The organism is Nocardia beijingensis NBRC 16342 (assembly GCF_001612785.1).
Lineage (GTDB): Bacteria > Actinomycetota > Actinomycetes > Mycobacteriales > Mycobacteriaceae > Nocardia > Nocardia beijingensis.
In genome coordinates this window covers 25,948-50,535 of sequence record NZ_BDBC01000018.1, presented here as the reverse complement: position 1 = coordinate 50,535, position 24,588 = coordinate 25,948, and the positions used below count along the sequence as shown (strand labels likewise).

General features: G+C 67.8%; 27 protein-coding genes. 21 read left to right on the top strand and 6 right to left on the bottom strand.

What is annotated here, in order from left to right:
- Positions 1 to 79: 79 nt before the first annotated feature.
- On the top strand, positions 80 to 1,117 hold the full coding sequence (locus NB3_RS12805; RefSeq protein WP_067801537.1) for an LLM class F420-dependent oxidoreductase: 1,038 nt from the start codon (positions 80 to 82) through the stop codon (positions 1,115 to 1,117).
- Positions 1,118 to 1,166: 49 nt separating this feature from the next.
- On the opposite strand, the gene NB3_RS12800 is transcribed toward NB3_RS12805, so the two are convergent.
- Positions 1,167 to 1,505, bottom strand: coding sequence for an STAS domain-containing protein (locus NB3_RS12800; RefSeq protein ID WP_067801534.1), 339 nt, complete (start codon positions 1,503 to 1,505; stop codon positions 1,167 to 1,169).
- Positions 1,506 to 1,764: 259 nt separating this feature from the next.
- Here NB3_RS12800 and NB3_RS12795 point away from each other — a divergent pair, with 259 nt between their 5' ends.
- From NB3_RS12795 to NB3_RS12775, 5 genes are all read left to right on the top strand, one after another.
- On the top strand, positions 1,765 to 2,271 hold the full coding sequence (locus tag NB3_RS12795) for a TetR/AcrR family transcriptional regulator (RefSeq protein WP_067801721.1): 507 nt from the start codon (positions 1,765 to 1,767) through the stop codon (positions 2,269 to 2,271).
- A 1-nt stretch (position 2,272) separates the two neighbouring features.
- Complete coding sequence (locus NB3_RS12790; RefSeq protein WP_067801531.1) at positions 2,273 to 2,626, top strand: hypothetical protein; 354 nt, start codon at positions 2,273 to 2,275, stop codon at positions 2,624 to 2,626.
- A 278-nt stretch (positions 2,627 to 2,904) separates the two neighbouring features.
- Entirely contained in the window at positions 2,905 to 3,741 is an 837-nt protein-coding gene (locus NB3_RS12785; protein WP_218020577.1) for an SDR family oxidoreductase, read from the top strand.
- A gap of 78 nt (positions 3,742 to 3,819) precedes the next feature.
- Positions 3,820 to 4,869 carry a 3-oxoacyl-ACP synthase III family protein gene (locus tag NB3_RS12780; RefSeq protein WP_067801525.1) on the top strand — a complete coding sequence of 350 codons (1,050 nt, stop codon included), beginning with the start codon at positions 3,820 to 3,822 and terminating at the stop codon, positions 4,867 to 4,869.
- A complete protein-coding gene (locus tag NB3_RS12775; RefSeq protein ID WP_157111777.1) occupies positions 4,866 to 5,846 on the top strand; it encodes a hypothetical protein in 981 nt (326 codons plus the stop codon). Before NB3_RS12780 ends, NB3_RS12775 begins: the two co-directional genes overlap by 4 nt.
- Positions 5,847 to 5,906: 60 nt before the next feature.
- Here NB3_RS12775 and NB3_RS12770 read toward each other — a convergent pair whose 3' ends face one another.
- Complete coding sequence (locus NB3_RS12770) at positions 5,907 to 6,893, bottom strand: helix-turn-helix transcriptional regulator (protein WP_067801519.1); 987 nt, start codon at positions 6,891 to 6,893, stop codon at positions 5,907 to 5,909.
- A gap of 62 nt (positions 6,894 to 6,955) precedes the next feature.
- On the opposite strand from NB3_RS12770, the gene NB3_RS12765 reads away from it, so the two are divergent.
- Positions 6,956 to 7,555, top strand: a complete 600-nt coding sequence (locus tag NB3_RS12765; RefSeq protein ID WP_067801516.1) for a DinB family protein — start codon at positions 6,956 to 6,958, stop codon at positions 7,553 to 7,555.
- 115 nt (positions 7,556 to 7,670) lie between these two features.
- On the opposite strand, the gene NB3_RS12760 is transcribed toward NB3_RS12765, so the two are convergent.
- Both NB3_RS12760 and NB3_RS12755 read right to left on the bottom strand, forming a co-directional pair.
- Positions 7,671 to 8,843 (bottom strand): DUF3089 domain-containing protein, encoded by a 1,173-nt coding sequence (locus tag NB3_RS12760; RefSeq protein WP_157111776.1) that lies wholly within the window; start codon positions 8,841 to 8,843, stop codon positions 7,671 to 7,673.
- Positions 8,844 to 8,954: 111 nt separating this feature from the next.
- Positions 8,955 to 10,379: a serine hydrolase domain-containing protein gene (locus NB3_RS12755; protein WP_067801511.1), complete on the bottom strand. Its 1,425-nt coding sequence runs from the start codon at positions 10,377 to 10,379 to the stop codon at positions 8,955 to 8,957.
- A 397-nt stretch (positions 10,380 to 10,776) separates the two neighbouring features.
- On the opposite strand from NB3_RS12755, the gene NB3_RS12750 reads away from it, so the two are divergent.
- From NB3_RS12750 to NB3_RS12685, 14 genes are all read left to right on the top strand, one after another.
- Positions 10,777 to 11,001, top strand: a complete 225-nt coding sequence (locus tag NB3_RS12750) for a hypothetical protein (protein ID WP_067801507.1) — start codon at positions 10,777 to 10,779, stop codon at positions 10,999 to 11,001.
- Entirely contained in the window at positions 11,001 to 11,189 is a 189-nt protein-coding gene (locus tag NB3_RS12745) for a hypothetical protein (RefSeq protein WP_067801718.1), read from the top strand. The genes NB3_RS12750 and NB3_RS12745 overlap by 1 nt, the downstream gene beginning before the upstream one ends.
- 359 nt (positions 11,190 to 11,548) lie before the next feature.
- Positions 11,549 to 12,358 carry an MlaE family ABC transporter permease gene (locus NB3_RS12740; protein ID WP_067801716.1) on the top strand — a complete coding sequence of 270 codons (810 nt, stop codon included), beginning with the start codon at positions 11,549 to 11,551 and terminating at the stop codon, positions 12,356 to 12,358.
- Between the two features lie 2 nt (positions 12,359 to 12,360).
- Entirely contained in the window at positions 12,361 to 13,224 is an 864-nt protein-coding gene (locus NB3_RS12735; protein ID WP_067801504.1) for an ABC transporter permease, read from the top strand.
- Positions 13,225 to 13,232: 8 nt separating this feature from the next.
- The gene (locus NB3_RS12730) at positions 13,233 to 14,687 is read left to right on the top strand and encodes an MlaD family protein (RefSeq protein WP_067801499.1); all 1,455 of its coding nucleotides are present in this window, start codon (positions 13,233 to 13,235) and stop codon (positions 14,685 to 14,687) included.
- Complete coding sequence (locus NB3_RS12725; protein ID WP_067801497.1) at positions 14,684 to 15,706, top strand: MlaD family protein; 1,023 nt, start codon at positions 14,684 to 14,686, stop codon at positions 15,704 to 15,706. Before NB3_RS12730 ends, NB3_RS12725 begins: the two co-directional genes overlap by 4 nt.
- Positions 15,703 to 16,716, top strand: a complete 1,014-nt coding sequence (locus NB3_RS12720) for an MlaD family protein (protein ID WP_371855901.1) — start codon at positions 15,703 to 15,705, stop codon at positions 16,714 to 16,716. The genes NB3_RS12725 and NB3_RS12720 overlap by 4 nt, the downstream gene beginning before the upstream one ends.
- Positions 16,716 to 17,816: an MCE family protein gene (locus NB3_RS12715; protein WP_067801490.1), complete on the top strand. Its 1,101-nt coding sequence runs from the start codon at positions 16,716 to 16,718 to the stop codon at positions 17,814 to 17,816. Before NB3_RS12720 ends, NB3_RS12715 begins: the two co-directional genes overlap by 1 nt.
- Positions 17,813 to 18,937 (top strand): MCE family protein, encoded by a 1,125-nt coding sequence (locus NB3_RS12710; protein WP_067801487.1) that lies wholly within the window; start codon positions 17,813 to 17,815, stop codon positions 18,935 to 18,937. Before NB3_RS12715 ends, NB3_RS12710 begins: the two co-directional genes overlap by 4 nt.
- On the top strand, positions 18,934 to 20,112 hold the full coding sequence (locus NB3_RS12705) for an MCE family protein (protein ID WP_067801484.1): 1,179 nt from the start codon (positions 18,934 to 18,936) through the stop codon (positions 20,110 to 20,112). Before NB3_RS12710 ends, NB3_RS12705 begins: the two co-directional genes overlap by 4 nt.
- 10 nt (positions 20,113 to 20,122) lie before the next feature.
- Positions 20,123 to 20,821, top strand: coding sequence for a hypothetical protein (locus NB3_RS12700; protein ID WP_067801482.1), 699 nt, complete (start codon positions 20,123 to 20,125; stop codon positions 20,819 to 20,821).
- A 10-nt stretch (positions 20,822 to 20,831) separates the two neighbouring features.
- A complete protein-coding gene (locus NB3_RS12695; protein ID WP_067801479.1) occupies positions 20,832 to 22,082 on the top strand; it encodes a TetR/AcrR family transcriptional regulator in 1,251 nt (416 codons plus the stop codon).
- A 173-nt stretch (positions 22,083 to 22,255) separates the two neighbouring features.
- Positions 22,256 to 22,528, top strand: a complete 273-nt coding sequence (locus NB3_RS12690) for a hypothetical protein (RefSeq protein WP_067801476.1) — start codon at positions 22,256 to 22,258, stop codon at positions 22,526 to 22,528.
- Positions 22,525 to 23,433 (top strand): oxygenase MpaB family protein, encoded by a 909-nt coding sequence (locus tag NB3_RS12685; RefSeq protein WP_067801472.1) that lies wholly within the window; start codon positions 22,525 to 22,527, stop codon positions 23,431 to 23,433. The genes NB3_RS12690 and NB3_RS12685 overlap by 4 nt, the downstream gene beginning before the upstream one ends.
- A 150-nt stretch (positions 23,434 to 23,583) precedes the next feature.
- Here NB3_RS12685 and NB3_RS35010 read toward each other — a convergent pair whose 3' ends face one another.
- A complete protein-coding gene (locus tag NB3_RS35010; RefSeq protein WP_157111775.1) occupies positions 23,584 to 23,736 on the bottom strand; it encodes a hypothetical protein in 153 nt (50 codons plus the stop codon).
- An 80-nt stretch (positions 23,737 to 23,816) separates the two neighbouring features.
- A complete protein-coding gene (locus NB3_RS12680) occupies positions 23,817 to 24,494 on the bottom strand; it encodes a PAS and ANTAR domain-containing protein (RefSeq protein ID WP_067801469.1) in 678 nt (225 codons plus the stop codon).
- Between the last annotated feature and the right edge of the window lie 94 nt (positions 24,495 to 24,588).

The window sequence follows — 24,588 nt, the reverse complement described above, 5'->3', positions numbered from 1 at the left end:
CGGTGGTGACCACGCCTTGCCGGGCCTTCCCCCGTGGCCGGTGCGCGGCCGGGACATACCCGCCGTTATGTTGAGTGCCATGCGGATCGGATTGAGCATCAACTACTCGGGGGGCTTCACAGAGGCGGCGGCCGAAGTCGCCGACCTCGAGCGGGCGGGCCTGGACATCGTGTTCGTGCCCGAGGCGTACTCGTTCGACGCGGTGAGCGCACTCGGCTACCTGGCCGCCAAGACCACGCGCCTGCAGCTGGCCTCCGGCATCCTGCAGCTCTACACGCGCACCCCGAGCCTGACCGCCATGACCGCGGCGGGCCTGGACTTCGTCTCCGACGGGCGCTACGTGCTCGGCCTCGGCGCATCGGGTCCGCAGGTGATCGAGGGCTTCCACGGCGTGCCCTACGACGCGCCGATCGGCCGCACCAGGGAGCTGGTGGAGATCTGCCGGAAGGTGTGGCGGCGCGAGCGCCTGGAATACCAGGGCAAGTACTACCAGATCCCGTTGCCCGAGGGGCAGGGCACCGGCCTCGGCAAGCCGCTCAAGCTGATCAACCACCCGGTGCGCGAACGCATCCCGGTGCTGCTGGCCGCGCTCGGGCCGAAGAACGTGGAACTGGCCGCCGAGATCGCCGAGGGCTGGCAGCCGATCTTCTTCCTGCCGGAGAAGGCGAAGGATGTGTGGGCCGATTCGCTCACCGCGGGGCTCGCCAAGCGCGACCCGGCCCTGGGCGAGCTGGACGTGTACGCCGGCCCGGCCCTGGCCATCGGGGACAACGTCGAACCGCTGCTGGAGTTCGTGAAGCCGCATCTGGCGCTCTACATCGGCGGCATGGGCGCCAAGGGCAAGAACTTCTACCACACTCTGGCCACCAAGTACGGCTACGGCGCCGAGGCCGACCGCATCCAGGAGCTGTACCTGGCGGGGGAGAAGGAGGCCGCCACCAAGGCGGTTCCGGATCAGCTGGTGCGGGACATCTCCCTGGTCGGCTCGGCCGGATACGTCAAGGAGCGGGTCGCCGCCTTCAAGGAAGCGGGCGTCACGGTGTTGAACGTTGTCCCGATGGCGGCCACCGCCGCCGAGCGCGTCAAGCTCATCGAACAGCTGCGCGAACTGGTCTGAGAAATGGCGCTGCCGCCGTCGACGGGTGCGACGGCGGCAGCGGCGTGAGTCAGCTCTGGCGCAGCGACGCCAGCGCGTCGTCCAGCGTCGAATGCAGCGCGAACACCTGATCCAGGCTGGTCATCTTCAGCTGTCTGCTGGTGGCGGGCCCCTCGGCGACGACGGCGATCGCGGTGGTCGAGCCAGCGCGCTGATGGGCCGCCACGAGCGTGGCCATGCCCGCCGAGGCGAGGAAGCTGACCTCGGTCAGGTCGATGATCAGGGCCGCGGGTTTGCCGCTGAGGATGGCATCGATCGCGTTCTCCAGCGCAGGCGCCGTCGCCAGATCGACCTCGCCGGCCACCGTCAGCACCGTCGCACCGTCGCGGGCCGCGACCGTGGTGGTCATCGTGTCCGCGAGGGGATACGCGTCTCCGGAAGTATTGGTCACAACATCACAACACACAAATCGCGGCAGATTCGCAACCTTTGAGTGTTCATAGAGCTAACCATACCCGGTTCCACCGACCGGCCTCCCGAGCCTGGCGGCCGTGACGTCCGGCGAAGATCGTCGGAGGGACGTGCCCTCAGCCCCACTTGTCACTGGCATAAGCATATGGGAACGGTCGTTCTTGACTGAACATTCCCATATGTCCTACCGTGGCACCATGCCACGGCCGAGAGCGTTCGATGAGGAGACGGTCGTCGAGTCGGCGGCGCGACTGTTCGCCCGCCGCGGCTTCGACGCCGTGTCGATCGACGACCTCGTCGGTGAGCTGGGCATCCACCGCCACAGCTTGTATCGCACGTTCGGCAGCAAACGAGGGCTCTATCTCCGGGCATTGCGGGCCGCGCGCGGGCAGTTGCGGCACGCGCTGTCCGCCGACGATTCGCTCCGTACCCTCTGCGCCGCAGTGGCTTCCGAAGAGATCGGCGCCCTGGACCTGCTGCTGATGGCGGCGATCGAGCAGGGCAGCGCCGATCCGGAGATCGCGGCCGAGGTGAGAGGCGCGTTCGCCGAACTCGACAGCTGTACCGCGGCGCCGGGGCGCGATGGGACGGTGCCGACAGCGACATTGCTGGGACTTCGAGTGCGGGCACGGGCGGGCGAGGCGATCGCCGACTTCGCGGCCGAAACGACCGGCCGGACCGTAGCGACGACAGAAGGAGAATGACATGGCCGAGATCACTATCGCGGGTACCGATCTGGTGGTCCGGTTGAAAGGCCTGGACAAACTCTGGGCCTTGAAAAGCCGTTTGGTGATCCCGCTGACGAATGTCCGCGGCGCCACGATCGATCCGGGAATCGGCGGAGAGCGCAAAGGCGTTCGAGCGCCCGGCACTTACCTGCCCGGTGTGATCACCGCTGGAACTTTCCACATCGACGGCGAGCGCGTGTTCTGGGATGTGCGTGACCCCGGCAAGGCCGTGGTCGTCGAGCTGGCCGACGAACGCTACGCGCGACTGGTCCTCCAGGTCGACAACCCCGCGGAGGTGGTCGCCCTGATCGAACGCGTTTGCACCCACTGACGACGCGCCGAAGCGAAGCCGGGGCCGCGGACGGCAGCGCGCGCACCCTGCTGACCGCAGCGGCCCCGCCGACATCCGGCTCGTCGAGGGCGCACTGCGGAACCTTGCGCCCGCCACGTCGAATGGCTCTGACAGCTACCGTCGAGACCCGATGGGCGAATATCGCGCACCGGCTTCGGCTCCTGGTCCGCGATGATCAGAGACCTTCCGAGGGAAATCTCGGTCCGATGGCTCGTGTCAGCAATCTTCGAGGCAACTTCTGTGGCATGGTGTCGGCTGTGCGGACAATCCTGATCACGGGGGCGACATCGGGTATCGGGCTGGAGTCGGCTCAGCAGCTGGCGGCGCAGGGGAATCGGCTCGTCTTGGTCGGGCGGAATCCGGAGAAGCTCGCCACCGCGGCGGAGCTGGTCCGGGGCGCGGGGGCGGCCGGAGTCGACACACTGGAGTGCGATTTCGCGTCGCAGGCGTCGGTCAGGCAGCTGGCGAAGCAGGTTCTGGCCGGATACGACCGGCTGGATGTGCTGGCCAACAACGCGGGCGGCTACCACAAGACCCGCACCGAGACCGTGGACGGCATCGAGGCCACGTTCGCGGTCAATCATCTCGGTGGCTTCCTGCTCACCGAACTGCTGACGGATCTGATGGTGCGCAGCGCCCCGTCACGCATCGTGTTCACCTCGTCGGTCCTGCAATTCGGCGCCACGATGGATTTCGCGGATCTGGGCTTCCGGCACGGATATTCGGGGGAGAAGGCATACAGCCGCTCCAAGCTGGCGAACGTCCTCTACACCCGGGCGCTGGCGCGGCGGCTGGCCGGAACCGGCGTCACGGTCAACGCCTTCCACCCCGGCGCCGTGGCGACCGGAATCTGGGACGCGATGCCATGGTTCGGGCAACCGTTCGTGGCGCTCGCCAAGCGATTGTTCATGATCTCCGCCGCCGAGGGCGGACGAGCGCTGACCTACCTGGCCACCGATCCGGAAGTCGCCGCCGTGAGCGGCTGCTACTTCCAGAACAGCCGCGTCAAGGCTCCGTCGCGTCTCGCGCAGGACGACGCGCTCGGGCAGCGACTGTGTGAAGTCAGCGCGTCCCTGGTCGGACTCACCGGGTAGGCGCACGCACGACCGGCGACACCGTTGTCGCGAAGCAACACGACCATCGATGCCGACTGAAGCGGAAAGCAGGGGAGCATGCTTCGTACTCGTTTCGAGTCGATCGGCGCGTACACGCCGGCGACCGTCCGCTCCACCGAAGACCTGATCGCCCAGCTGGCCGTGCCGAGATCGCTGGATCTGGAGCGCATCACCGGGATCAAGAACCGGCGTGTCTACGACTCGGATCCGGACCGGTACGAATCGTCCTTCGAGCTGGCATTGCACGCGATCGAGGACTGCCTGTGGCATTCCGGCTACCGGGCCGACGAACTGGACGTCGTCATCTCGGCCTCCATCACGCGTACCCGCGGCGCGGGGATCTTCTGTTACGCACCATCTTTCGCGCTCATGCTCGGCAATGCCATCGGCGCGAACGCGGCCAGGCACTTCGATGTGTCCAACGCGTGCGCCGGGATGATCACCGGGGTGATGGTGCTCGATCGCATGATCAAAGCCGGCGCGGTGCGCAACGGGCTGGTGGTCAGCGGGGAGCAGATCACGCCGATCGCCGAGACGGCGCTGCGCGAGATCAGCAAACCCTACGACCCGCAATTCGCGGCGCTGACGGTCGGGGACGCGGCGGTCGCGGTCGTGCTCGACGACCGCGGCGACGATGACGACGAACTGCACTACGTCGAGCTGATGACCGCGGCAGACGGCGCCGAGCACTGCATCGGCATGCCCAGCGACCGCACCGGCGGCATCGCGATGTACACCGACAACCGCGCCATGCAGAACGAAGCCCGCTACCGGCAGGGCATCGACCGGATGGCCGACTTCCTCGCCGAGACCGGACGCACCTGGGAGAGCGAGAAATACGACTACTGGATTCATCACCAGTTCAGCGCGCCTGCCATCGAGTACATCTCGGATCTGACCGAACGGCATTTCGGCACGCCGATGCCGCAGGCCCTCAACGTGCTGCACGACTACGGCAACACCGCTTCGACCTCCCATTTCCTCGTGCTGCACGAGCATCTCGCGCGACAGAAGATCCCGAAGGGATCCAAAGTGCTCATGATCCCCGCGGCCTCCGGAATCGTCTCCGGATATCTCGCCGCGACGATCTCCCGTCTGGCGGCATGAGCATGGCGACGACGATCGTCTCGGCCGCGACGAACCGCGACCTCGACACCGGCAGCTACCTCGAACTGGCCACCCGCGCGGCGCTGGCCTGCGTGCAGCGCTCGGAGGTCGGCCTGCACGAGATCGGGATGCTGGTCAACGCGGGTGTCTTCCGGGACAGCAACATCTCCGAGCCCGCGGTGTCGGCCCTCATCCAGAAGCGGATCGGCCTCGGCCTGACCTACGCGGCCGGGCGTGTCCCGGTACTGTCCTTCGACCTGATGCACGGCGCCTGCGGCCTGCTGCACGCCATCGCGACCGCCGACACCTTCCTTGCCACCGGCACGGTGCGGTACGCGTTGCTCGTCGCGGGTGACGCCCATCCCTCGACCGAGCGCCACGTCGCCGATTTCCCCTACAGCGCCAGCGGAGCCGCGCTGCTGCTGGGAACCTCGCCCGCCGCAAAAGGATTCGGGCGGCTGCACACGCGTGACACCACCGGCCCGGTCGGCCCGATCGCCTATGTGCCGCTGAACGACGTCGGCGCCGACGGCCGCAGCGCCATCTGCGTGCGTACCGGTGCGGAGGACCGGGTGGACTCGGCGGCCACGGTGGTGCGCGCCTGCCTGGACAGCGAAGGGCTCGCCCGCGACCGCTTCGCCGACGGAGACGCGCTGCTGCTGGCTCCCGACCAGGATGCGGGCTTCCGCACCCGGCTGGCCGAGTCGCTGGCCATCCCGGTGCGGTCGGTCGTCGGTTTCGACGCCGGTATCGGAGATCCCTACACCGCCGGTCCCGTGCACGCCTACCTCCACGCACTGCGAACGGGCCTGCTGGACACCGCACGCACAGTGGTCTTCCTGGCCGTGGACGGCGCGTCGGCGGCCTGTCTGGCCTACCGCCCGCGGCCCGCGTCGCCCCTGCGCGGGGGAGTGGACGGCGAGACCGCGCGAGCCGGGACATCGACAGGCTCCGGCGCCGCGCTCGCTCGTCAGTAACGCACGCGGACAGCCGCCGGTGTGTCCGAGCCGTGGACAGTCGAGCGAGCCGGGACCGGCTCAGCGATCCCCGGTGCCCCTCGCGCCGGCCGACAGCAGCTTCTCGGCCAGCGCGCGGCTGCGGCGGGCGAGTTCGGGCGGGTCGAGTATCTCGAAGTCGTGGCCGAGCAACAGCATGTGCACGAGTACGAGGTCGAGGCTGTCGTCGGCTCCGCTGCGGACCTCGCAGCGCTCGCTGCCGCGCGGCAGCACGACTGCCGCCGACGGCGGTATCTGCGCGCGCACGATGTCGGCGGAGGCGTGCACCAGGAAACGGGCCTGTAGCGCGTAGACCCGGCTCGCCACGCCTTCTTGCACGTAGGCCGCGGCCTCCGGCGTCGCGCGCGGGCGGAAGCGCCAGGTGCGTGCGGCCACGTCGGTCATCCGGTCGACGCGGAAGCTGCGCCAGTCCGCGCGATCGAGGTCGAAGGCCAGCAGGTACCAGCGCCGGTCGGAGGCGACCAAGCGGTAGGGCTCCACGCGCCGCCGTCGCATCCGGTCTCCCGCCGGGTAGCCGAAACCGGCCTCGACCTCGTCGCGGCAGGCTCTGGCCAGGGTCATCAGCACATCGGGATCCACCGGAGCGTGGCCGCCGCCGAAGGACTCCACCGAGCCGGAGAGCGCGTGCACTTCGTGCCGCAACCGGGTGGGCAGTACCCGGTCGAGCTTCGCCAGCGCCCGCAGCGCGGCGTCGCCCGCGCCCGCGACCGTGGCGCCCGCGCCGCCGAGCAGCGAGACCGCGGTGACGATCGCTTCCTCGTCGTCGAGGAGCAACGGCGGCAACTCCTGCCCCCGGCCGAGCCGGTAGCCGCCGCCGACCCCGTGGCAGGCGTGCACCGGATAGCCCAGCGCGCGCAGGCGCCCGACATCGCGTCGTACCGTGCGCGGCGTGACGCCGAGCCGCTCGGCGAGCTCGGGGCCGGTCCAGACCTGGCGTTGCTGCAACAGACCGAGCAGCGTGAGCACGCGCTCGGTCGTGCCCCGCTCGGCACCGTTCGCCGCCTCCATGCCGCTCAGCCTGCCAGATACAGCGGACCGATTCTGTCCGCTAGGGGTGCCAGGGTTGCGGCATGGATGCAGACGCTCTCGATTGGAACCGAACGCTCCGCGAGCAATGGGAAGTCCACTGGAACCACCAACTGCGCGACCGGCTCCGCGGCCTCACCGACGAGGAGTACTTCTGGTCGCCGGTGCCGGACGCTTGGAGCGTGCGGCCGCGCGGCAGTTCGACGGCGCCCGTGCAGGCGGGAGCCGGGGACTTCACGATCGACTACGCCTTCCCGCACCCGGTCCCCGCGCCGTTCACCACCATCGCCTGGCGGCTCGGGCATGTCATCGTCGGCGTGCTCGCCGTGCGCAACGCGGCCCACTTCGGCGCGCCCGCGGCCTCCTACGAGACCTGGGAATACGCGGGCGACGCGGCCACCGCGCTCGACCAGCTCGAAGCCCAGCTCGACCGCTGGCTGACGGGAGTGCGCGGTCTCGGCGAGGACGGCCTCCGGGTCCCGCTCGGCCCGAAGGAACCCTTCCCCGAGGCTCCCATGGCCGATCTGGTGCTGCACATCCACCGTGAACTGATCCACCACCTGTCGGAGGTCTGCCTGCTGCGCGACCTCTACCTGCACACCGGCGCAGGCGGGAAACCCATCACCCCGATCCACCCCGGATAGCCGCCCGCGTGGCCCGAGCCACGCGGTTTCGGGCGCGCGGCCTCGGATAGATCCGCTGCGCCACGGCGTCGCCGGGCAGACCCCGCACGCGGAAAGCTCTGGCCGACGACTTCGTTCAGCGGTGCGCCGCGCGGTCGGCACTGATCTGGGCCGCGACGATGCGGACCAGGTCGCCCAGTGCGATCTCCACGTCCGTGAGATGCAGCCCCCAGGTCGCGTCCGGGACGGCGTACAGCTCGGAGCTGCCCGGCTCCGGTGTCGCCAGCAGCGCTGTCGCCTCGCCGTCGCGTACGCACTGGAGCCGGTACCGCTCGGCGGGGACCAGCCACGGCGTCGGCGCGGCGACGGCGGACGGTCCGTGCCGAAGCGCAAGTTCGGCGCCGAGTGGGCTGGGTACGGGCGCGGTTCTGAGCACGGTGGACGCGATGCGGGAATCATTGTCGCGCAACGATGCCGGGTTGGTGCAGGCGATCTCGTAGTCCGGGCCGTACGGACGCGGCAGCGGCTCCGGCGTCATGGGGTTGCGGCCGAATCGGCTGTCCGGGGGCGGCGTCGCGCCGAAGGTCTGCCAGGCCAGGACGCACCGGGTCTGCTGCTCGCCGCGGCACAGCGGCAGGTACTGGAAGTCGCCGCCGACATCACTGTTCTTCGGCACCACCACATTGCCGCCAAGCAGGATCGCCGACAGGATGCGGTCACGCACCGCCTGCTGGGGTTCGATCTCGTCCCGGAGCAACTGGCGCAGCATGCGCGCCCCCTGGGAATGCCCGAGAAGCACGATGGGCCTGCTCTTTTCGCGCTCCGCGAGGAACTGCCGCCATGCCAGCAAAACGTCCTCGTAGGCGATGCGCGCCATCTCGGCGCGCTCCTCGGGGGAGTAGGACCGCTCGCGCGCCAGCGCGGCGAGGGTGCGCTGCCGGTACACCGGCGCGAAGACCTGACAGACCTGGGAGAACCGGGCCGCCTGCTGTTCGGCGACCGCCCGCACCTCCGGAGTCACCGCGGTATCGGCGTTGGGTGTCGGCTCCGCGGACACCGTCGGATACACGTAGAAGCAGTCCACCCCGGAATCCGCGGACGGCGCCGGGTCCTCGCGCGCATCGGGTTGCCCGGCCTGCCGCACCGTGGTCGCCGAGCTGCCCCGGCACGGATCGTCGGCTCGATCCGGCCTGCACAACCACACGGTGTCACCGGCCGGGTCCGCCGCCGCGCCGGCCGATGATCCCGCCAGCAACCCGACTCCGCACACGACGGATGCGACCACCCGCCGCCACCGACCGACCCGCATCCTGCCCACCTCGCTCTTTCGCGCCCGCCCGCTGCGGCCGACCTCGCCACACCGAATCCGTCCGGGCACTTTCGACGGCGTCAGCCTAATGGGAATGGCTGCGCGAGCGGTTCAGTTCCGCCGGGCCAGGCGGCCGCCCGCATTGCGGAAACGCGCTCGGCCGTCCCGGATGTCGTGGTAGGAGACCAGCAGCAGGCGCAGGTATCCGTCGAACGTCTCGAACGGGTATCCGGCGGGCGCGAAGAGACCCGGCCGGATCGGCACATAGCGCTGCGGAGGGGCGGCGGTCCTGCCTCCGGCGAACTCGGTGAAGATCCGCTCCTGCGCCGCGTCCGCCGGTTCGTAGGTCACCCGCTCCTCGAGTTGACCGTCGACGATGCCGACCTCGACACGCAGCTGATCGGAACGGTAGGTGCCTGCATAAGGGGTGAGGTCGATGTCCTTCGCCGATTCGGTGACCAGAGCGGGGATCCGCACGCCGAGGTGTTCGCTCAGCAGCCATCGCAGGATCTGGTCGTGCAGCACGATCGCCCCCGGTGTGTTGCCGTAGGCGGTGAACACCAGATCGTGCTCGGGCACCACACACAGGATGGACACGCCGCCGGGTGACGCGCCCGCCATCGCCAGGACGGTCGTGTCGCCGAACGGGTAGCGCACCCAGCCCAGACCCATCGGCGGGACGTTCGGGGTGGCCATGTCGTGCCAAACCTGCTGCATCAGTGCGGTCGAGCCGCTCGAGAGGACCCGCGTGCCGGAGGGCGACACACCGCCGGCGAGGTGGGTGCGCCCGAAGGCGAGCAGGTCGGCGACGGTGCCGATCGGCGTGCCACCGGCCGGTCCCCAGGTGTCGGGCAACGTGAACATGCCGGTGGGCCTGACCGCCATGGTGTCCGGGTCGGGGAAGTGCCCGACAGCTGTGCTGCGCAGGATGGCCCGCTCGGCCGAGGTGCTGGAGTTCGTCATGCCGACGGTCGCGTAGATGTCGCGCTCCAGCAGCTCGGGGAAGGACAGCCCGGTCACCACCTCCAGCAGGCGGCCCGCGACGATCATGCCGCCGTTGGAGTAGCTGAGCTGCTCGCCGGGCTCGAACAGGACACCGCAATCGCTCGCCAGGCCGTCGACATAGATCCGCAGCGCGTCACGCCCTTTCGCGTCGGGGAAGAACAGGTCCGCGTCTATGCCGTTGGTATGCGAGATCAGGTGCCGGACGAGAATCTGCTCCGCCGAACCCGGCGCGGTCAGCGCGAACCGGGGCAGGTACCGCGTCACCGGCGCGTCGAGATCGAGGAGTCCCCGCTCGACCTGCTGGAGGACCAGCGTCGTGGTCAGTACCTTGGTCACCGAGCCGAAAAGGAACCCGGTGTCCGCCCGCATCGGCGCCCCCGTGGCGGTGTTCGCGACGCCGTGGGCGACGACGATCTGCTCGCCGGCGTGGTAGACGCCGGCAACGAATCCGGGCACTCCGTTGGACGCGCAGCAGGCGGCGGCCTGTTCGCGGATCGTGGCTTCGACGATGTGCGGTGCGTTGTCGTTCATGCGACCACCGTCCAACCTTGCCCCTGGGGAAAGGTCAAGTCCGGCAGGCGGAGTCCTGCCCATGGTTCGGCTCGCGGGGCGGCACAGCGGGCCCGCGGTACGGGGCGAACCCAGCGCCGTGACACCTGCCGTCACGCATGACACCGCCGCTCACCGCTTCCCATGGTCGCGAATATTCATCAACATGAGTGACACTGATCGCCGACTGATCAGACCTATGACCTGGTCATACGGGAAATCTCCGTTGCAATCTATCCGCAACCCTTCCATATGTCCGAGAATATCGACTAACATACGGCGCGGGTCCTGTCGGCCCGTGCGGTCGGACACCTCCCTTCCGGCGGTATCCCGGTTCGCGCGCGGCGACGTGGATCGAAGCGAAAGGACGCATCGACGCATGCTCAAGAAGCTGGACCGAATACTCAGCTACGAGATGAAGATCTCGGAGTTCCTCGGCACTCTCATCATCATCGGCGTTCCCTATGGTCTGGCGGGGGTGATCTGGACGCTTACGCACACCGGTCATCTGCGCGATATGCACGGCATCGATCTGCTGATGTCGTTCCTGGGATCGATCGTGTGCTGGCCCGTGCTGACCTTCTCGAATGTGTGCATGACCTGATGATGGCTTTGGTGTGGCTCATCGACGTTCTCGTGATCGTGGTCAAGATCCTCGGTGGGCGGATGAAGGTCAATCCCGTGCTCCGTTTCGGGCTGTGGGTGGCCGTGCTCAGTTCCTTCCTCGCCGGGTGCGCGGTGTTCGTCGCGCTCGTAGTGCTGTTGCAACGCTGGCTGGAAGCCATCTCCTAGTGGCCGCGCGGGTGAGCGACCGGTCGAAGAAGGCGGAGAATAGCTGATTACTTACTGCCGAGGCTTGACTTTCGGTGGCAAGACTTGCGCGCATTTTATGTATGTATGTGCAGTTCAATGTGGGTATCCAGGGAGCGGTCGGCGTCTTACCTGCATCGACAGGGATGCTGCACGATGGAATCCTCAATCACTTGTAACTTGTCCGTCCGCTGTGAGGTGTGCAACACTTCACCCGCTCCGCGCCATCGAAGGGGCGGCCGCCGGGGCGCGGTGGACGAGAAATCGGAAAGGAACGGCGACCGGTGACTGCCTCGCTGCGAACGCCAGCCGACAAGCAACCCCCGGGCGAACTCGGGAAGATGATCGACAGCGCCTCGGGATTGTGGCGGCGCCACCCCCAGCGGTCGCTGGAGACACTGGGCAGGCAGGTCACTCTCGGCCGGGAAGCGGTTGTCCAGCTGTTCGTGTCACTGGTGCGGGGACGATTCCCGTACCGGGAATTCATCAAACAGTGCGCCTTCATGGCCAATGTGTCGGCGGCGCCGACCGTGTTCGTGGCCATCCCGATCGCCGTCGTGGTCTCCATCCAGGTCGGCGCGCTCGTGAATCAAGTCGGCGCGACGACGTTCATCGGCGCGGTCGCGGGATTGGGCATCATCCGCCAGGGCGCGCCGCTGGTGTCGGCGTTGATGGTCGCCGGTGCGGTGGGTTCGGCGATCTGCGCCGATCTGGGATCGCGGACCATCCGTGAGGAGATCGACGCGATGATGGTGATGGGCGTCGACCCGATCCGCCGCCTGGTCGCGCCACGGCTCGCGGCCGCGGTGCTGGTGAGCGTCCTGCTGTGCGGATTCGTGGTGTTCGTCGGATTCGCAACCGCCTACATGTTCAACGTGTACGCCCAATCCGGCACGCCGGGCTCCTTCATCAGTTCGTTCGCGTCCTTCGCGGTGGCCGACGACCTGATCATCGCCCTGGTCAAGGCCGCGATCTTCGGGGTGCTCACCGCGGTCATCGCCTGTGACATCGGCTTGCACGCGCACGGCGGCCCCGGCGGCGTCGCGAACGCGGTGAACTCGGCCGTGGTCAGCTCGGCGCTGATGTTGTTCGCCACCAACATCATTCTCACTCAGCTGTACAACACGCTGTTCCCGGCGAAAGTGGTGTGAACATGGCGAGCAGTTACACACCTCCGGCGCTGCGGCCACTGCAGACCGTCGGGAAGGCCGCGCTGGCGCCCGTGCACGCGAATCAGCGGGTGGGGCACCAGGCCGTCACGTTCTTCCAAGCGCTCATCGCCATTCCTTTCGTGCTCAAGCACTATCGCCGTGAGGTGGCGCGGCTGACGGCCGATGTCGGCTGGGGCAACGGCTCGCTCATCGTGGGCGGCGGCACGATCGGCGTGGTCGTCATCCTGTGCGCGTTCGGCGGCATCATCGTCGGCATGGAGTCGTTCACGGCTCTGAACCTGCTGACGATGTCCCCGCTCACCGGAGCGATCTCCGGGTTCGCCACCACCCGCGAACTCGCGCCGATCCTGGCGACCTTGGCCTTCGCCATCCAGGCGGGCTGCCGGTTCACCGCGCAGCTGGGCTCGATGCGGATCTCCGAGGAGATCGACGCGCTGGAGTCCATCGCCATCCGTCCGCTGCCGTATCTGATCAGCACCCGCATGATCGCCTCCACCCTGACCATCATTCCGCTCTACAGCATCGGCCTGGCCACCGCCTACCTGGCCACCAAGGTCACGGTGCTGTTCCTGGGCGGCACGGCGGCAGGCACCTACGATCACTACTTCTTCCAGTTCCTGATCGGCCCGGACGTCTTCTTCTCGCTGCTCAAGGTAGTGGTGTTCGTGCTGCTGTCGACGTTCATCCAGTGCTACTACGGCTACGTCGCCACCGGTGGCCCGGAAGGCGTCGGGGTCGCGGCCGGGCGCGCCATCAAGATGGTGATCGTCGTGATGGTGTTCGCCAATCTCTTTCTCACGTTGACGATCTGGGGCATCGATCCCGGATTCCGGATCTCGGGGTAAGGCCGACGATGATTCTTGACCCCAGTGGTCGCGGACCGACCGCGAAGCAGTTGACCCTCGCCGGGTTGGCGGTGCTGACGACGGTCGCGGTCCTGCTGTATCTGCTCGCGCTGCGCTACACCGGCTACTTCGAGGACAAAGTCCCGGTGACCGTGGTGCTCACCAGCACCGGCGACGGCTTGCCCGGCCGGGCGGACGTCAAATTCCGCGGCATGGTCGTCGGCCGCGTCGCCGCGGTGGACGTGGTGGCGAGAGGCGCCAGCCAGCGGGCGCGCGTCGATCTGAAACCCGGTATCGCCGAGACGATCCCGGTGAACGTGACCGCCAGGGTCATCCCGAACAACCTGTTCGGCGTCACGGCGATCGAATTCGTCGACAACGGCCAGGAGCCGAGGACGTTGCGCGCTGGCGCCACCATCCAGGAGGACACCAGCAGCGAGACGGTGGCGTTGCAGACGACCTTGAACGTGCTGCGCGACGTGCTCGAGAAGATCCAGCCCGAGAAGCTGGGCCGGGTACTGGCCACGCTCGCGGCGGCGCTGGATCCCGCGGCGCGCGTGCCGGGCTCGACGGTGGAGCGCCTGGACAACTGGCTGACCGAGATACGGGCGACGCCGGGCATCGACGCACTGCTCGGCGATCTCGGGCGGGCATCGATCGCGTTGAGCCAGTCGGCTCCCGAATTGGTCGGGGTCCTCTCGGAGTCGGTGACCACCGCCCGAACGCTGGCCGAACGACGGTCGAAGCTCGTCGACCTGCTGGCCACCGGCAACGCGACGGTCGACTCGGTCAACGCGCTGTTCGCCCGTAACCCCGACGCGGGCAAGTTCCTCGTCTCGGGCTTGGACGGTCTGTTCGGCGGCTTGGCCAAGGATCCCGAGGCCATCCCGTACACCGCGGCGAATCTGAACGTGGCGCTGCGACGGCTGGCGACCACGTTCCACTTCGGCCCGTCCAAACAGATGGTGTGGAAGATGGATGTGTCGTTCACGCCGTTCCAGCAGTACACCGCGAAGGACTGCCCGCACTACGGCGACCAGTACGGCCCCCGCTGTGGCGGGGCCACGGTGCCGGAGGTGGCGCCGGAGCAGAACTATCCGCCGCAGCTGATGCCGAAGTGGCTCGACGCCGCGGGACCCGCGCCCGCGACGGTCGCGCCGGCGCCGCTGGGCGCCATGGGGCTGGTGCTGCCGGGCCTGCCCGCGATACCGGGTCTGCCGTTCATTCCGGGCCTGCCGTCCATCCCGGGTCTTTCGCCTGCGCCCGGCCCCGCGGCGCCCGCCGAGCCGGGACCGGAAAGTCCGGGAGCCGCGGCGCGGCCGATCGCGTTGCGCGGACCGGACGCGGTCGCGGCGATCGTCGGCGCGCGGCCGACCGTGGCCCAGTATCTGCTGCTGAGCCCGGTGCTCGCGGGCGGATCGGTCACCGTGAACGAGGCCGACCGAGGAGGATCCCTCCGATGAGATCAGGCAAAGCGCTGGCGGGATTCAGCCTGTTCGCGGTGGTGGCGATCGCGCTCACCGTCACCATCTGGTCCACGTTGCAGCGGTCGGTCGCGGGGGACACCCAGCGTTATTCGGCGGTCTTCTCCGATGTGCTCGGGCTGCGCGTCGGCGACGACGTGCGCATGGCGGGCGTGCGGGTCGGTCGCGTGGACAAGATCGATTTCACCGATGGCTACCGCGCCGAGGTCGAGTTCCGCATCGATGCGCGTCAGCATCTGACCACGACGACGAAAGCGCTGGTGCGCTACCAGAATCTGATCGGACAGCGCTATATCGCCCTGGCGCCGGGCAAGGACGCGGGCACCGTCGTCGCGGCGGGCGCGCGGATCCCGCTGGAGCGCACCGAGCCGTCGTTCGACGTGTCCGCGCTGTTGTCCGGGTTCGAGCCGCTGTTCAGCGTGTTGCAGCCCGATCAGGTCAATTCGCTGTCCGAGACGTTGATCCAGGCCCTGCAGGGCAATCAGGTGTCGCTCAGCAGCCTCATCACCCAGGCCGCCGATCTGGCGGGCACCTTCGGGCAGCGGGACAAGATCCTGGGGGAGGTGCTGACCAATCTCAGCTCGGTGATCAGCGGCCTGGCCAATCGCAGCGAGGAGTTGGAGACCCTGCTCACCCAGGCGAGGGCTCTGGTCGAGGCGCTCTACTCGCAGGGCGAGAGCCTCAAGCGTTCGGTGGACACGGTCGCGCACACGACCGACTCCCTGACCCAGCTGATCATGCAGGTCAAGCCGGGATTGGCGAAGGCACAGAACGACGCCACCACCGGTGTCGCGTTGCTGCTGCTCAACGGCGCGTCCCTGGACCGGGCGGCGGTCGAACTGCCCGCCGTCCTCAACGGCGTCGCGCGCTTCACCAGCAACGGCGCCTACGGAAACGCCTACCTGTGCGGCCTCGACGTGTCCCTATGGGGCGTCGTGTTGCCTCCGGGCCTGTTCTCGCAGGTGGGCGGCAACTCGCATTCGGAGGTGTGCCGGTGATCAAGCGCATTCCGTGGCCGGGCTTCCTGCGCAACCGGTATCTGCGGCTCGGCCTGATCGCCGCCGCGACGGTGGCCGCTCTGCTGATCGGATCCAGTGTCCTGACCCAGGCCCGGCTGGGCGACAAGACGATCCACGCCGAATTCGCGCAGGCCGCCGGCTTGCGCCCCGGCGCGACAGTCGACGTGTCGGGGATCGAAGTGGGCGCGGTGCGCGCGGTGCGGCTCGAAGGCACGAAGGTCGTGGTGGATCTGAAGGTGCGCCGCGATCTGCGTCTCGGTCCCGACGCGCGTGCGGCCATCAAGATGTCGACGATCCTCGGCCGACTGCATGTGGACTTGGTGCCGGGAGACGGAAAGGGCTTGCCCGGCAACCGCATCCGCATCGAGAACACGTCGGTGCCGTACAACCTGAGCAAGGTCATCCAGGACCCGAAGTACAAGAACTCCTTCGAACGCATCGAACGTCTCGATCCGCAGAAACTTCGCCAGGCCCTGGACCTGGTCGATCAGCAGATGGGGGATTCCCCGCAGCTGGCGGTGCAGGCGCTCGACAGCATCGGCGCGCTGGCCAAGGTCGTCACCGATCGCCGCGACGAAGTGGACGCGCTGCTGAAGAGCATGGACCAGGTGTCCCAGCTCGTTTCCGACAACCAGAACAGCGTGCTGCTGTTGCTCACCCGCGGCGAGGCGATCGGCAACGCCGTTCAGAAACGACAGGAGTTGCTGAAACAGTTGCTCGACAATGTCGCGGCCCTGTCGCGGTTGCTGCAGGAAATGGGTCTGGAGAACAACGGCCGGCTCGCGCCGCTGATCCACGACCTGAACACCATGTCGGAGGGATTGGTCAAGAACCGCGAGAATCTGGACCGGCTCTACGAGAACATGCCGATCGCCTTGCGGCAGTTCAACAACGCCGTCGGCAACGGGCCCTACGGCGACGTCTGGGCGCCGTGGTTCTTCCCGGACAACTGGCTGTGCTTCGCTCGAGCCGTACAGGGGTGCAATTGATGAGAACACGACGATTCGCGCAGCTCGGCGTGCTGGTCGTGGCCGCGCTGGTCACCGCGAGCTGCGGGCTGGTGCCGGACAGCCTGACCTCGCTGCGGAGGGAGTATCTCGGCGAGCGCATCCGCATCAGCGCCGACTTCGAGAACGTCGCCGGGCTGTACGCGGGCAACGAGGTCGCGGTGCTCGGCGTTCCGGTCGGCCGGGTCGACACGGTGACGGCCAAGGGCAGCTACGTCCAGGTCACCATGAGCCTGGATAAGGGCACCGAGGTTCCGGCCGATGCCATCGCCGCTCTGGTGTCGCCGCAGCTGATCACCAATCGCCATGTCGAACTCGCGCCCGCCTACAGCGGCGACGGGCCACTGCTCACCGACGGGACCCACATCCCGCTGGCCAGGACGCGGACACCGGTCGAACTCGACCGCATCCTGCAGAACTTCGACCAGCTCGGCGCCGCGCTCAAAGGCGACGACCGCGACGGGCCGATGGCCAGCCGCGTCCTGTTCCCACTCCTGGACGGCAACGGCGACCGACTGCGCGCGACCTTGGACGCGTTGTCCTCGGCGTTCGAGGTCACCTTCGCCAACAAGGACCAGATCTCGAACACGATCATCAAACTCAACGAGATCACGCAGATCATCGCCCAGAACGACCAGACGGTGCGTGATTTCAGCGGCCGCCTCACCGAACTGGTGCAGCTGATGGGCGACCAGGCCCCCGGTCTGCAAGCGGTGCTGCGGCAACTGGACCAGTTCGTCACCAACACCGCCACGCTGGTGGGTGCGAACTCCGATCAGCTCGCGGGTGCGCTGGAGCGGTTCACGACCATCACCGAGCAGATGCGGGCCAACGCCCGCGGCCTGACCGAGATCGTAGACGTCGGGCCGTTGCTGTTCGAGAATCTGTCCAACGCCGTCAGCCGGGAACACCAAGCGCTGCGCCTGCACGCGCTGACCGACAAGGTCCTGCTCGACAACGAGGTGGTCTCGCAGTTCTGCGAACGCGTCCAGATGCGCCTCGACGGCTGCCGCACCGGAAAGATCCAGGACTTCGGGCCCGACTTCGGCCTGACCGCGGCACTTCTGGGGATTTCGAAATGATCGGAACGAACCCGCTTCGACGCACCGCGGTGGCGGCCGCGCTGGTCGCGGCACTGAGCACCGCGACCGGCTGCGGCGTGACGGTGGCGAATCTGCCGATGCCCAAACCGGGTATCGGCGCTCCCGGCTACACCATTCGCGCGGCCTTCCGCGACGCGCTCAATCTGCCCGATCACGCGCACGTGAAGATCGGCGGAACCGATATCGGCGTCGTCACCGCGATCAGCACGACCAACTTCATCGCTGAGGTGGAGATGCTGATCAGGGAGGACATCCAGCTGCCGAGGGGCACCACAGCGGAGCTGCGCCAGGCGACGCCGCTCGGCGACATCTTCGTGGCGATGACCCTGCCCGCTGCCACCTCTGGCGGCGAGAACCTGCGCGCCGGTGACGTCATCGGCACCGAGCACACCTCCGCCGCCGCATCCGTCGAGCAGCTGATGATGTCGGTTTCGATGCTGATCAACGGCGGCGGCATCAACCAAGCCGCGAAGATCACCTCCGAGATGGACTCGATGTTCGCAGGCCGGGCGCCGCAACTGGCGCACCTGCTCAGCGAACTGACCAATGTCATCGCCGCGCTCAACCAGCGCACCGGCGACATCGACAGCGTCCTGACCGGGCTCAACGTGCTGACCGGGGAATTGTCCAGGCGCAAAGCGGAATTGGGCGACGCCGCGGACACCTTCCCCGGGCTGCTGGCCATGCTCACCGAGAACAACCAGTCGATCGTGGACCTGCTCGACAAGGTCTCGACCACGATGACCGCGCTCGGCGACTTCACCGAGACGACCGGTCCGCAGGCGGTCAGCCTGTTCGACAGCATCCAGCGGTTGATGGCCGGGTTCACCCAGATGGGCGACGACCTGGACGGGACCCTGGACGGGCTGCACACCATCTATCCCTCGCTGATGGCCTCCCTGGACGGACCCGCCCTCGCCGTCGCGGCGACGGTGTCCTACCTCAGTGTCGGCGCCCTGACCGATCCCAGCGGCAGCAGGCTGCCCGAGATCGGCGACGTGCCCGCGTTCATCGGCAGCTTGGCGCAGGTGATCGAGAAGGTGATCGGCCGGGTCACCAGTCCGCCGCAGCAACCCCAGCAGCAAGGAGGAGAGCGATGAATCCCCCCTTGTGGCGATGGCTGGTGCGTCGCCGCGTCGCGGTCGCGAATTTCGGTCTGATCGTGGTGCTCGTTCTCGGCGCGGCCTATCTCGGCGCCGAGGTCCTGCGGTTGGATCCGCTGCGCGACGACTACACGGTGACCGTGGAGTTGCAGTCCTCCGGCGGCTTGGCGGCGGGCAACGATGTCACCTTCCGCGGCACCAGGGTCGGCAAGGTCCGCGAGGTGAAGGTCTCGGGCAGCGGCGTCGCGGCCGTGGCCGAGATCGACGGCGCGGCCGAGATACCGGTGGGCGGCACCGTCGCCGTCGGCCGGTTGTCGGCGGCGGGCGAGCAGTACCTCGACTTCCGCCCGGATTCCGACACCGGCCCGTACCTCACCGACGGCGCGCTGGTGGAACGCTCCCAGACGACGGTCCCGGTGACCGTGCAGTCGGTGCTGACCAATCTCAGCGGCTTCATCGGCGGTTTGAACCCGGACCGGTTGAACGTCATCGTCGACGAACTCGACAAAGCACTGGCCGGTGGCCCCGACCAGTTGCGCAACATGGTGTCGGGCATCAGCCGCGCCATGGCGGGGCTGTCCGATCTGCTGCCGCAGACCCGGCAGCTGATCGAGAACCTGGAAGTGATCGCCGAGACCACCTCGCACGCGCAACCGGATCTCGCGACACTCACGCGCACGGGCGGCGTGCTGTTCGAGCAGCTGACCGCGGCGGACCTGGAAGTACGCCACCTCCTGGACGAAGGGCCCGCTCAGCTCGGCACCCTCGGCGGCTTCGTGTCGCGGACCGAGGACCCCATCACGAATCTGGTGACGAACTTCGTCGCGATCACCAAGGCGGCCAAGCTGCGCGCCCCGGCGATCGCGGCGCTGTTCCCCGCGCTGCGGGTCGGTTCGGAGGCGCTGGGCATACCCGCCCACGACAACGCCTTCTACACGCTGGTCGACATCTGGCCGCGCCCCACCTGCGAATACGACACCATCCCCGTGGTGCCCACCGACAAGATGACCGACACCAGGGTCCGGCTCTACAACTACTGCGTCACCAGCGATCCGGCCTTGCAGGTGCGCGGTTCGGCGAACGCGCCACGACCCGCCGTTCCGGACAACGGCGCCGCCCCGCCCCCGGGCGTCCGTGGCGACGAACTGTCCCGCCCGGTGCCCGGCAACTAGGAGATTCCCGATGAAGAGTGAAGACGTCGATCCGGTCGCCGAAACCGAATCGCCCCCAAAGAAAGTGGACGCCGAGGTCGTCGAGCCGGAGAAAGCGGCCTCCGGCGAAACGACGCCGGCCGCGGACGGCGGCTCCGTCCCCGGCGAGCCGGGCACGGCGGCCTCCGGTGGCCGGTGGCGCACGCTGCGCCGTCTGCCCATCCGGCGTCCCGGTCCGATCCTCGTGCGTTCGGCGGCGGCCGTCCTCGTGGGTGTGTCGGTGGCCGCGGCCGGTTACTGGTACGTCCAGAGCCGCGACAGCGAGAATCTGCTGGCGGCGCAGGAGGACGCGCGCGCGGCGGCCTGCCGCTACGCGCCCATCCTGGCCAACTACGACTCGAAGAATCTCGACCCCTACTTCGCCGCGGTCAGTGACGGCGCCACCGGTGACTGGAAGAAGCAGTTCGAATCCACCAGCACGGAGCTGCGTACCGTCCTCGGTGAAGGCCAGGTCACGTCGGCCACGCGCGACGTGCAGTGCGCGATTCGCGCCGGTGACGAGCACTCCGCCGAAGCGATCGTGATCATCGGCCAGACCATCACCAGTCTGGGCACCAAGGGCAAGCCCGCGCCGGGGCAGTTGTCGATGGTGATGCGTCTGGAGAAGGTGGGGGACCGGTGGTTGGTGAACAAGGTCAACTCGCCGTTGGCGTTACCGACGCAACCTTGACGCGGGTGTCGTGACGAGCGCCAGATCCGGATCGGCCGAGCCCGGTCCGGAACGGGTGGTGCGCCGACGCCCGCGCAACCGGCGCGCGCAGATCGCGGCCACGTCCGCGGCCGCGTTCGGCGCCCTCGGGTATCACGGCGTGAGCATGGAGGAGATCGCGGCCAAGGTCGGGATCAGCTCCGCGGCGCTGTATCGCCATTACCCCAGCAAGTACTCGCTGTTCCGCGCGGAGCTGCTGCGCTTGGGTCAGGCGACCGTCGACGCGGTGACGCTCCCCGCGCAAGCCGAGAGCTGGAGTGCCGACGCTCGATTGCGATCCGTCATCGACGCCCTGATCGCCCAGGCCGTCACCAATCGGCCGACGGTTACCTTGGCGCGCTGGGAAGGCCGCTATCTGGACGACGAGGACGGTGAAACTCTCACCGATCAGTTCGCGACCTCGATCACCGCGCTGCGCCGGCTGATCGGTGCGGTGCGCCCAGGGTTGAGCAAGCGCGACGAATTCGTCCGGGCGGTGGCGATACTCAGCATCGTCAGCAGCATCGGTGATCACCACGCCGCCCTGCCGACGAAATCCCTCGCGGCCCTGCTGGCCTCCGCCTGCTGGACGGCCGTGCACGCCGCGCTGCCCGCCTGCGCCGAGTCCTCCGCCGCTCCGCCGCCGCCGGACCCGCCCACGCCTTTCAAGCATCAATTGTTGCTGGCGAGAGCCGTGGAACTGTTCCATGAGCGCGGATACCCGAACGTCAGCGTCGAGGACATCGCCGCCGCGGCGGATCTGACCGCCGCGTCCGCGGTCTACCGCTACTACCGCAGCAAGAGCGACCTGTTGACCGCCGCCTTCCGGCGCGCCGCCGACCGGGTGGCCGACGCCATCGGTCCCGCCATCGCGTCCGCGGCCACTCCCTTCGAGGCGCTGACCGAGTTGATCACGCTCTACGTCGCTGGCTCTTTCGCCGAGCGGGAGCTTACGTTCGTCTACTACACGGAGTTCTCGCACGTCCCGGCCGAAGACCGGGTCGTGTTGCGCAACATCCAGCGTCTGTCGGTGGCGGAGTGGGGGCGACTGCTGGTCGCCGTCCGCCCCGAGCTGTCGGAAGCGCAAGCGCGCATTCTCGTGCACGCCGCCTTCGGTCTGGTCGTCGACCTCGGCAGGGCGCTGGGGGACGGCGGGCGCGGCTGTCCGGAGGATGCCGTGGCGCGACTGATGCAGGTCACCCTGTTCGATACGGCGACACAGCCGCCGAGGGTGCAGAAATGATGCGGAACCCAGCGTGAGAAGACTGAAACAACGATACACATATAGTCAAAGCGCAGTGTAAAGATGCATATCAAAGTGCAGTTTTATTGCGCAACTGCCTCGGTGAGAGTTAGAATGATCAGTAACATAAATAGGAGATGGCCGGTTCGGGTCATCGAACGCAGGAGAGTCCGATGCGCGCCGACGTTCTCGCGGAGCAACGGCCGAAGTGGGAACGCGCCGGAGTCGGGCGCGCCTCGGCTTCGGCGTCCGTGGGACGCCCCGACACGGTCGGATCCGGCCCATCGATCGTCAGCCGGGTGCTCGGCGCGGAGCTGACCGTGTTCGAGTTCCTCGTCGTGCTCTCCGCCGCCGGGCTGGTGTTCGGCGGCGTCCTGCTGACGTCGGCGCGACTGGTTCGCCTGGTCACGCGACGTGTGAACGCAGATGGAAGGACATCCCGATGACCGCAGTCGCTCATCACTCCGAGCGCGACCACAGTGTGCCGCTGACGAAGGATCGCACCCGCATCGGTATCAGCGTCACGCATCGGCCGTATACCAAGCGGCCGATCAAACTCACCGACGCGCTGGATTTCTGGTCCTTCGCCGGCGCCGCGGCGAACGTCGTCATGCAGATGGCCCGGCCCGGCGTCGGCTACGGCGTGGCCGAAAGCAAGGTGGAGTCCGGATCGCTGATGAAGCACCCGTGGAAACGGGCGCGTACGACAACGCAATATCTCGCGGTCGCCATCCTCGGCACCGACGAAGAGCGCGCGGCATATCGCGAAGCGGTGAATGTGGCCCACCGGCAGGTGCATTCGGCTCCCGGAGCCGCCGTGAAGTACAACGCCTTCGACCGCAACCTCCAACTGTGGGTCGCCGCCTGCCTTTACATCGGTTTCGAGGACACCTACCAGCTGCTGCACGGGAGAATGAACGACGAGCAGGCCGAAGCCTTCTACACCTCGTCCTCGACTCTCGGCACCACCCTGCAGGTCACGGAGGATATGTGGCCCGCCACCCGCGCGGAATTCGACAAGTATTGGAACACCGCGTGCGAGCAGGTCGTGCTGGACGACTACGTCCGCGGCTATCTCGAGAGCCTGCTGAATCTGCGGATGATCCACTGGTATCTGCGGCTGCCTTTCCGCAACCTGCTGCGATTCCTCACCATCGGATTCTTGGCTCCGATTTTCCGGGAACAGCTCCGGGTGGAGTGGACCGCCGCCGACCAGCGGCGTTTCGAGAACCTGTTCGTCTTCGTTTCCTTCGTCAACCGGTTCATTCCGCGCTTCGTCCGGCACGGCGGATCACACGCGCTGATGACCGATCTGCGCCGGCGAATCCGCAAGCAGAAGAACCTCATATGAGAACCCGGGTTTGGCGATACCGGGGGCGCCCCGGTACATTCGTCTGGTCAAACTACCGAGCGATCGGTGGATAGGCGCGAATACCCCCGAGCGAGCCCCGAACCGATGTAGCCCGGTTCGGGGCTCGGTTGGTTGGTGCGCCCTTTTCCGTCACGCGGCCGTGTGGTCGTCGGCGAGAAAATCGCCGAGCAACGACACCAGTTCTGTCGGCGCGTGCAGCGGGATGATGTGCCCGCACAATCGCCAGGTGCGGGAACCCGTGCGGCAGCAGGACCGCGGGCCCATGACCGGCGATCGCGGCATTCACCTCGATGAGGTCATCTGGCGTCGAGGCTTCCACGGCATCCGGTCCGGCCGAGCCGACCGGATCGGACGCGTTCGGGTCACCGGCGGCCGGAGGCGGGACGTTCGTGCGCGGTGAGCAGCAAGTGGTCGAAGCGGGTGCGGGTCTGCACATCCGCGCCGCCGAAATCGGCCAGCGCGGCCACCAGCTCCTCGGCCAGCACGCGCAACTTGCGGTTCGTCTCCTGCGACCGCCAGGTGAGCACACGGAACGCCTGATCGGCCGAAATGCTGTACACCAGCATCAAGGCGCCCTTCGCCTGCTCGATCACGTCGCGGGCGGCGACCATTTCCGGCAGGGTGGCGTCGATGATCTCCTGGCGCTGCTCGTCGACGGTGTCGGTGACGTCGATGTAGTAGCCCGTCGTGCCGACCACCGCGCCGGTGGCGTCCCGCATCTGATCTCCCACCACCAGCACATGGTGCATGACGCCCGCGGCATCGATGATGCGGTGGCGGCCACTGAACGGCAGTCCGGTCCGCACCGCCATCGCCAGGGTGTCGGCGACCTCGGCCCGGTCGTCCGGATGTTTGTGTGCCAGGAGTAGTTCCGTGGTGGGTGTCACCTCACCCGGCGCGTACCCGTGCAGAGCCGCGACCTCGTCCGACCATTCCCAGCGTTGATCGGCGAACCAGAACTGGAAACTCCCCGTTCTCTTGGTGACCGGGACCGTGGGTGCGGCCCCGGATGGAGCATTGTCTATCACTCGTTCTGGCATTCCCCGCCGCGTAGACGGTATGCGCCACCACCTGGCGTGAACCGCCTCACCAGGAGTGACGCGACGCAGGAGTGTCACAGCCGCGGGGGTCTGG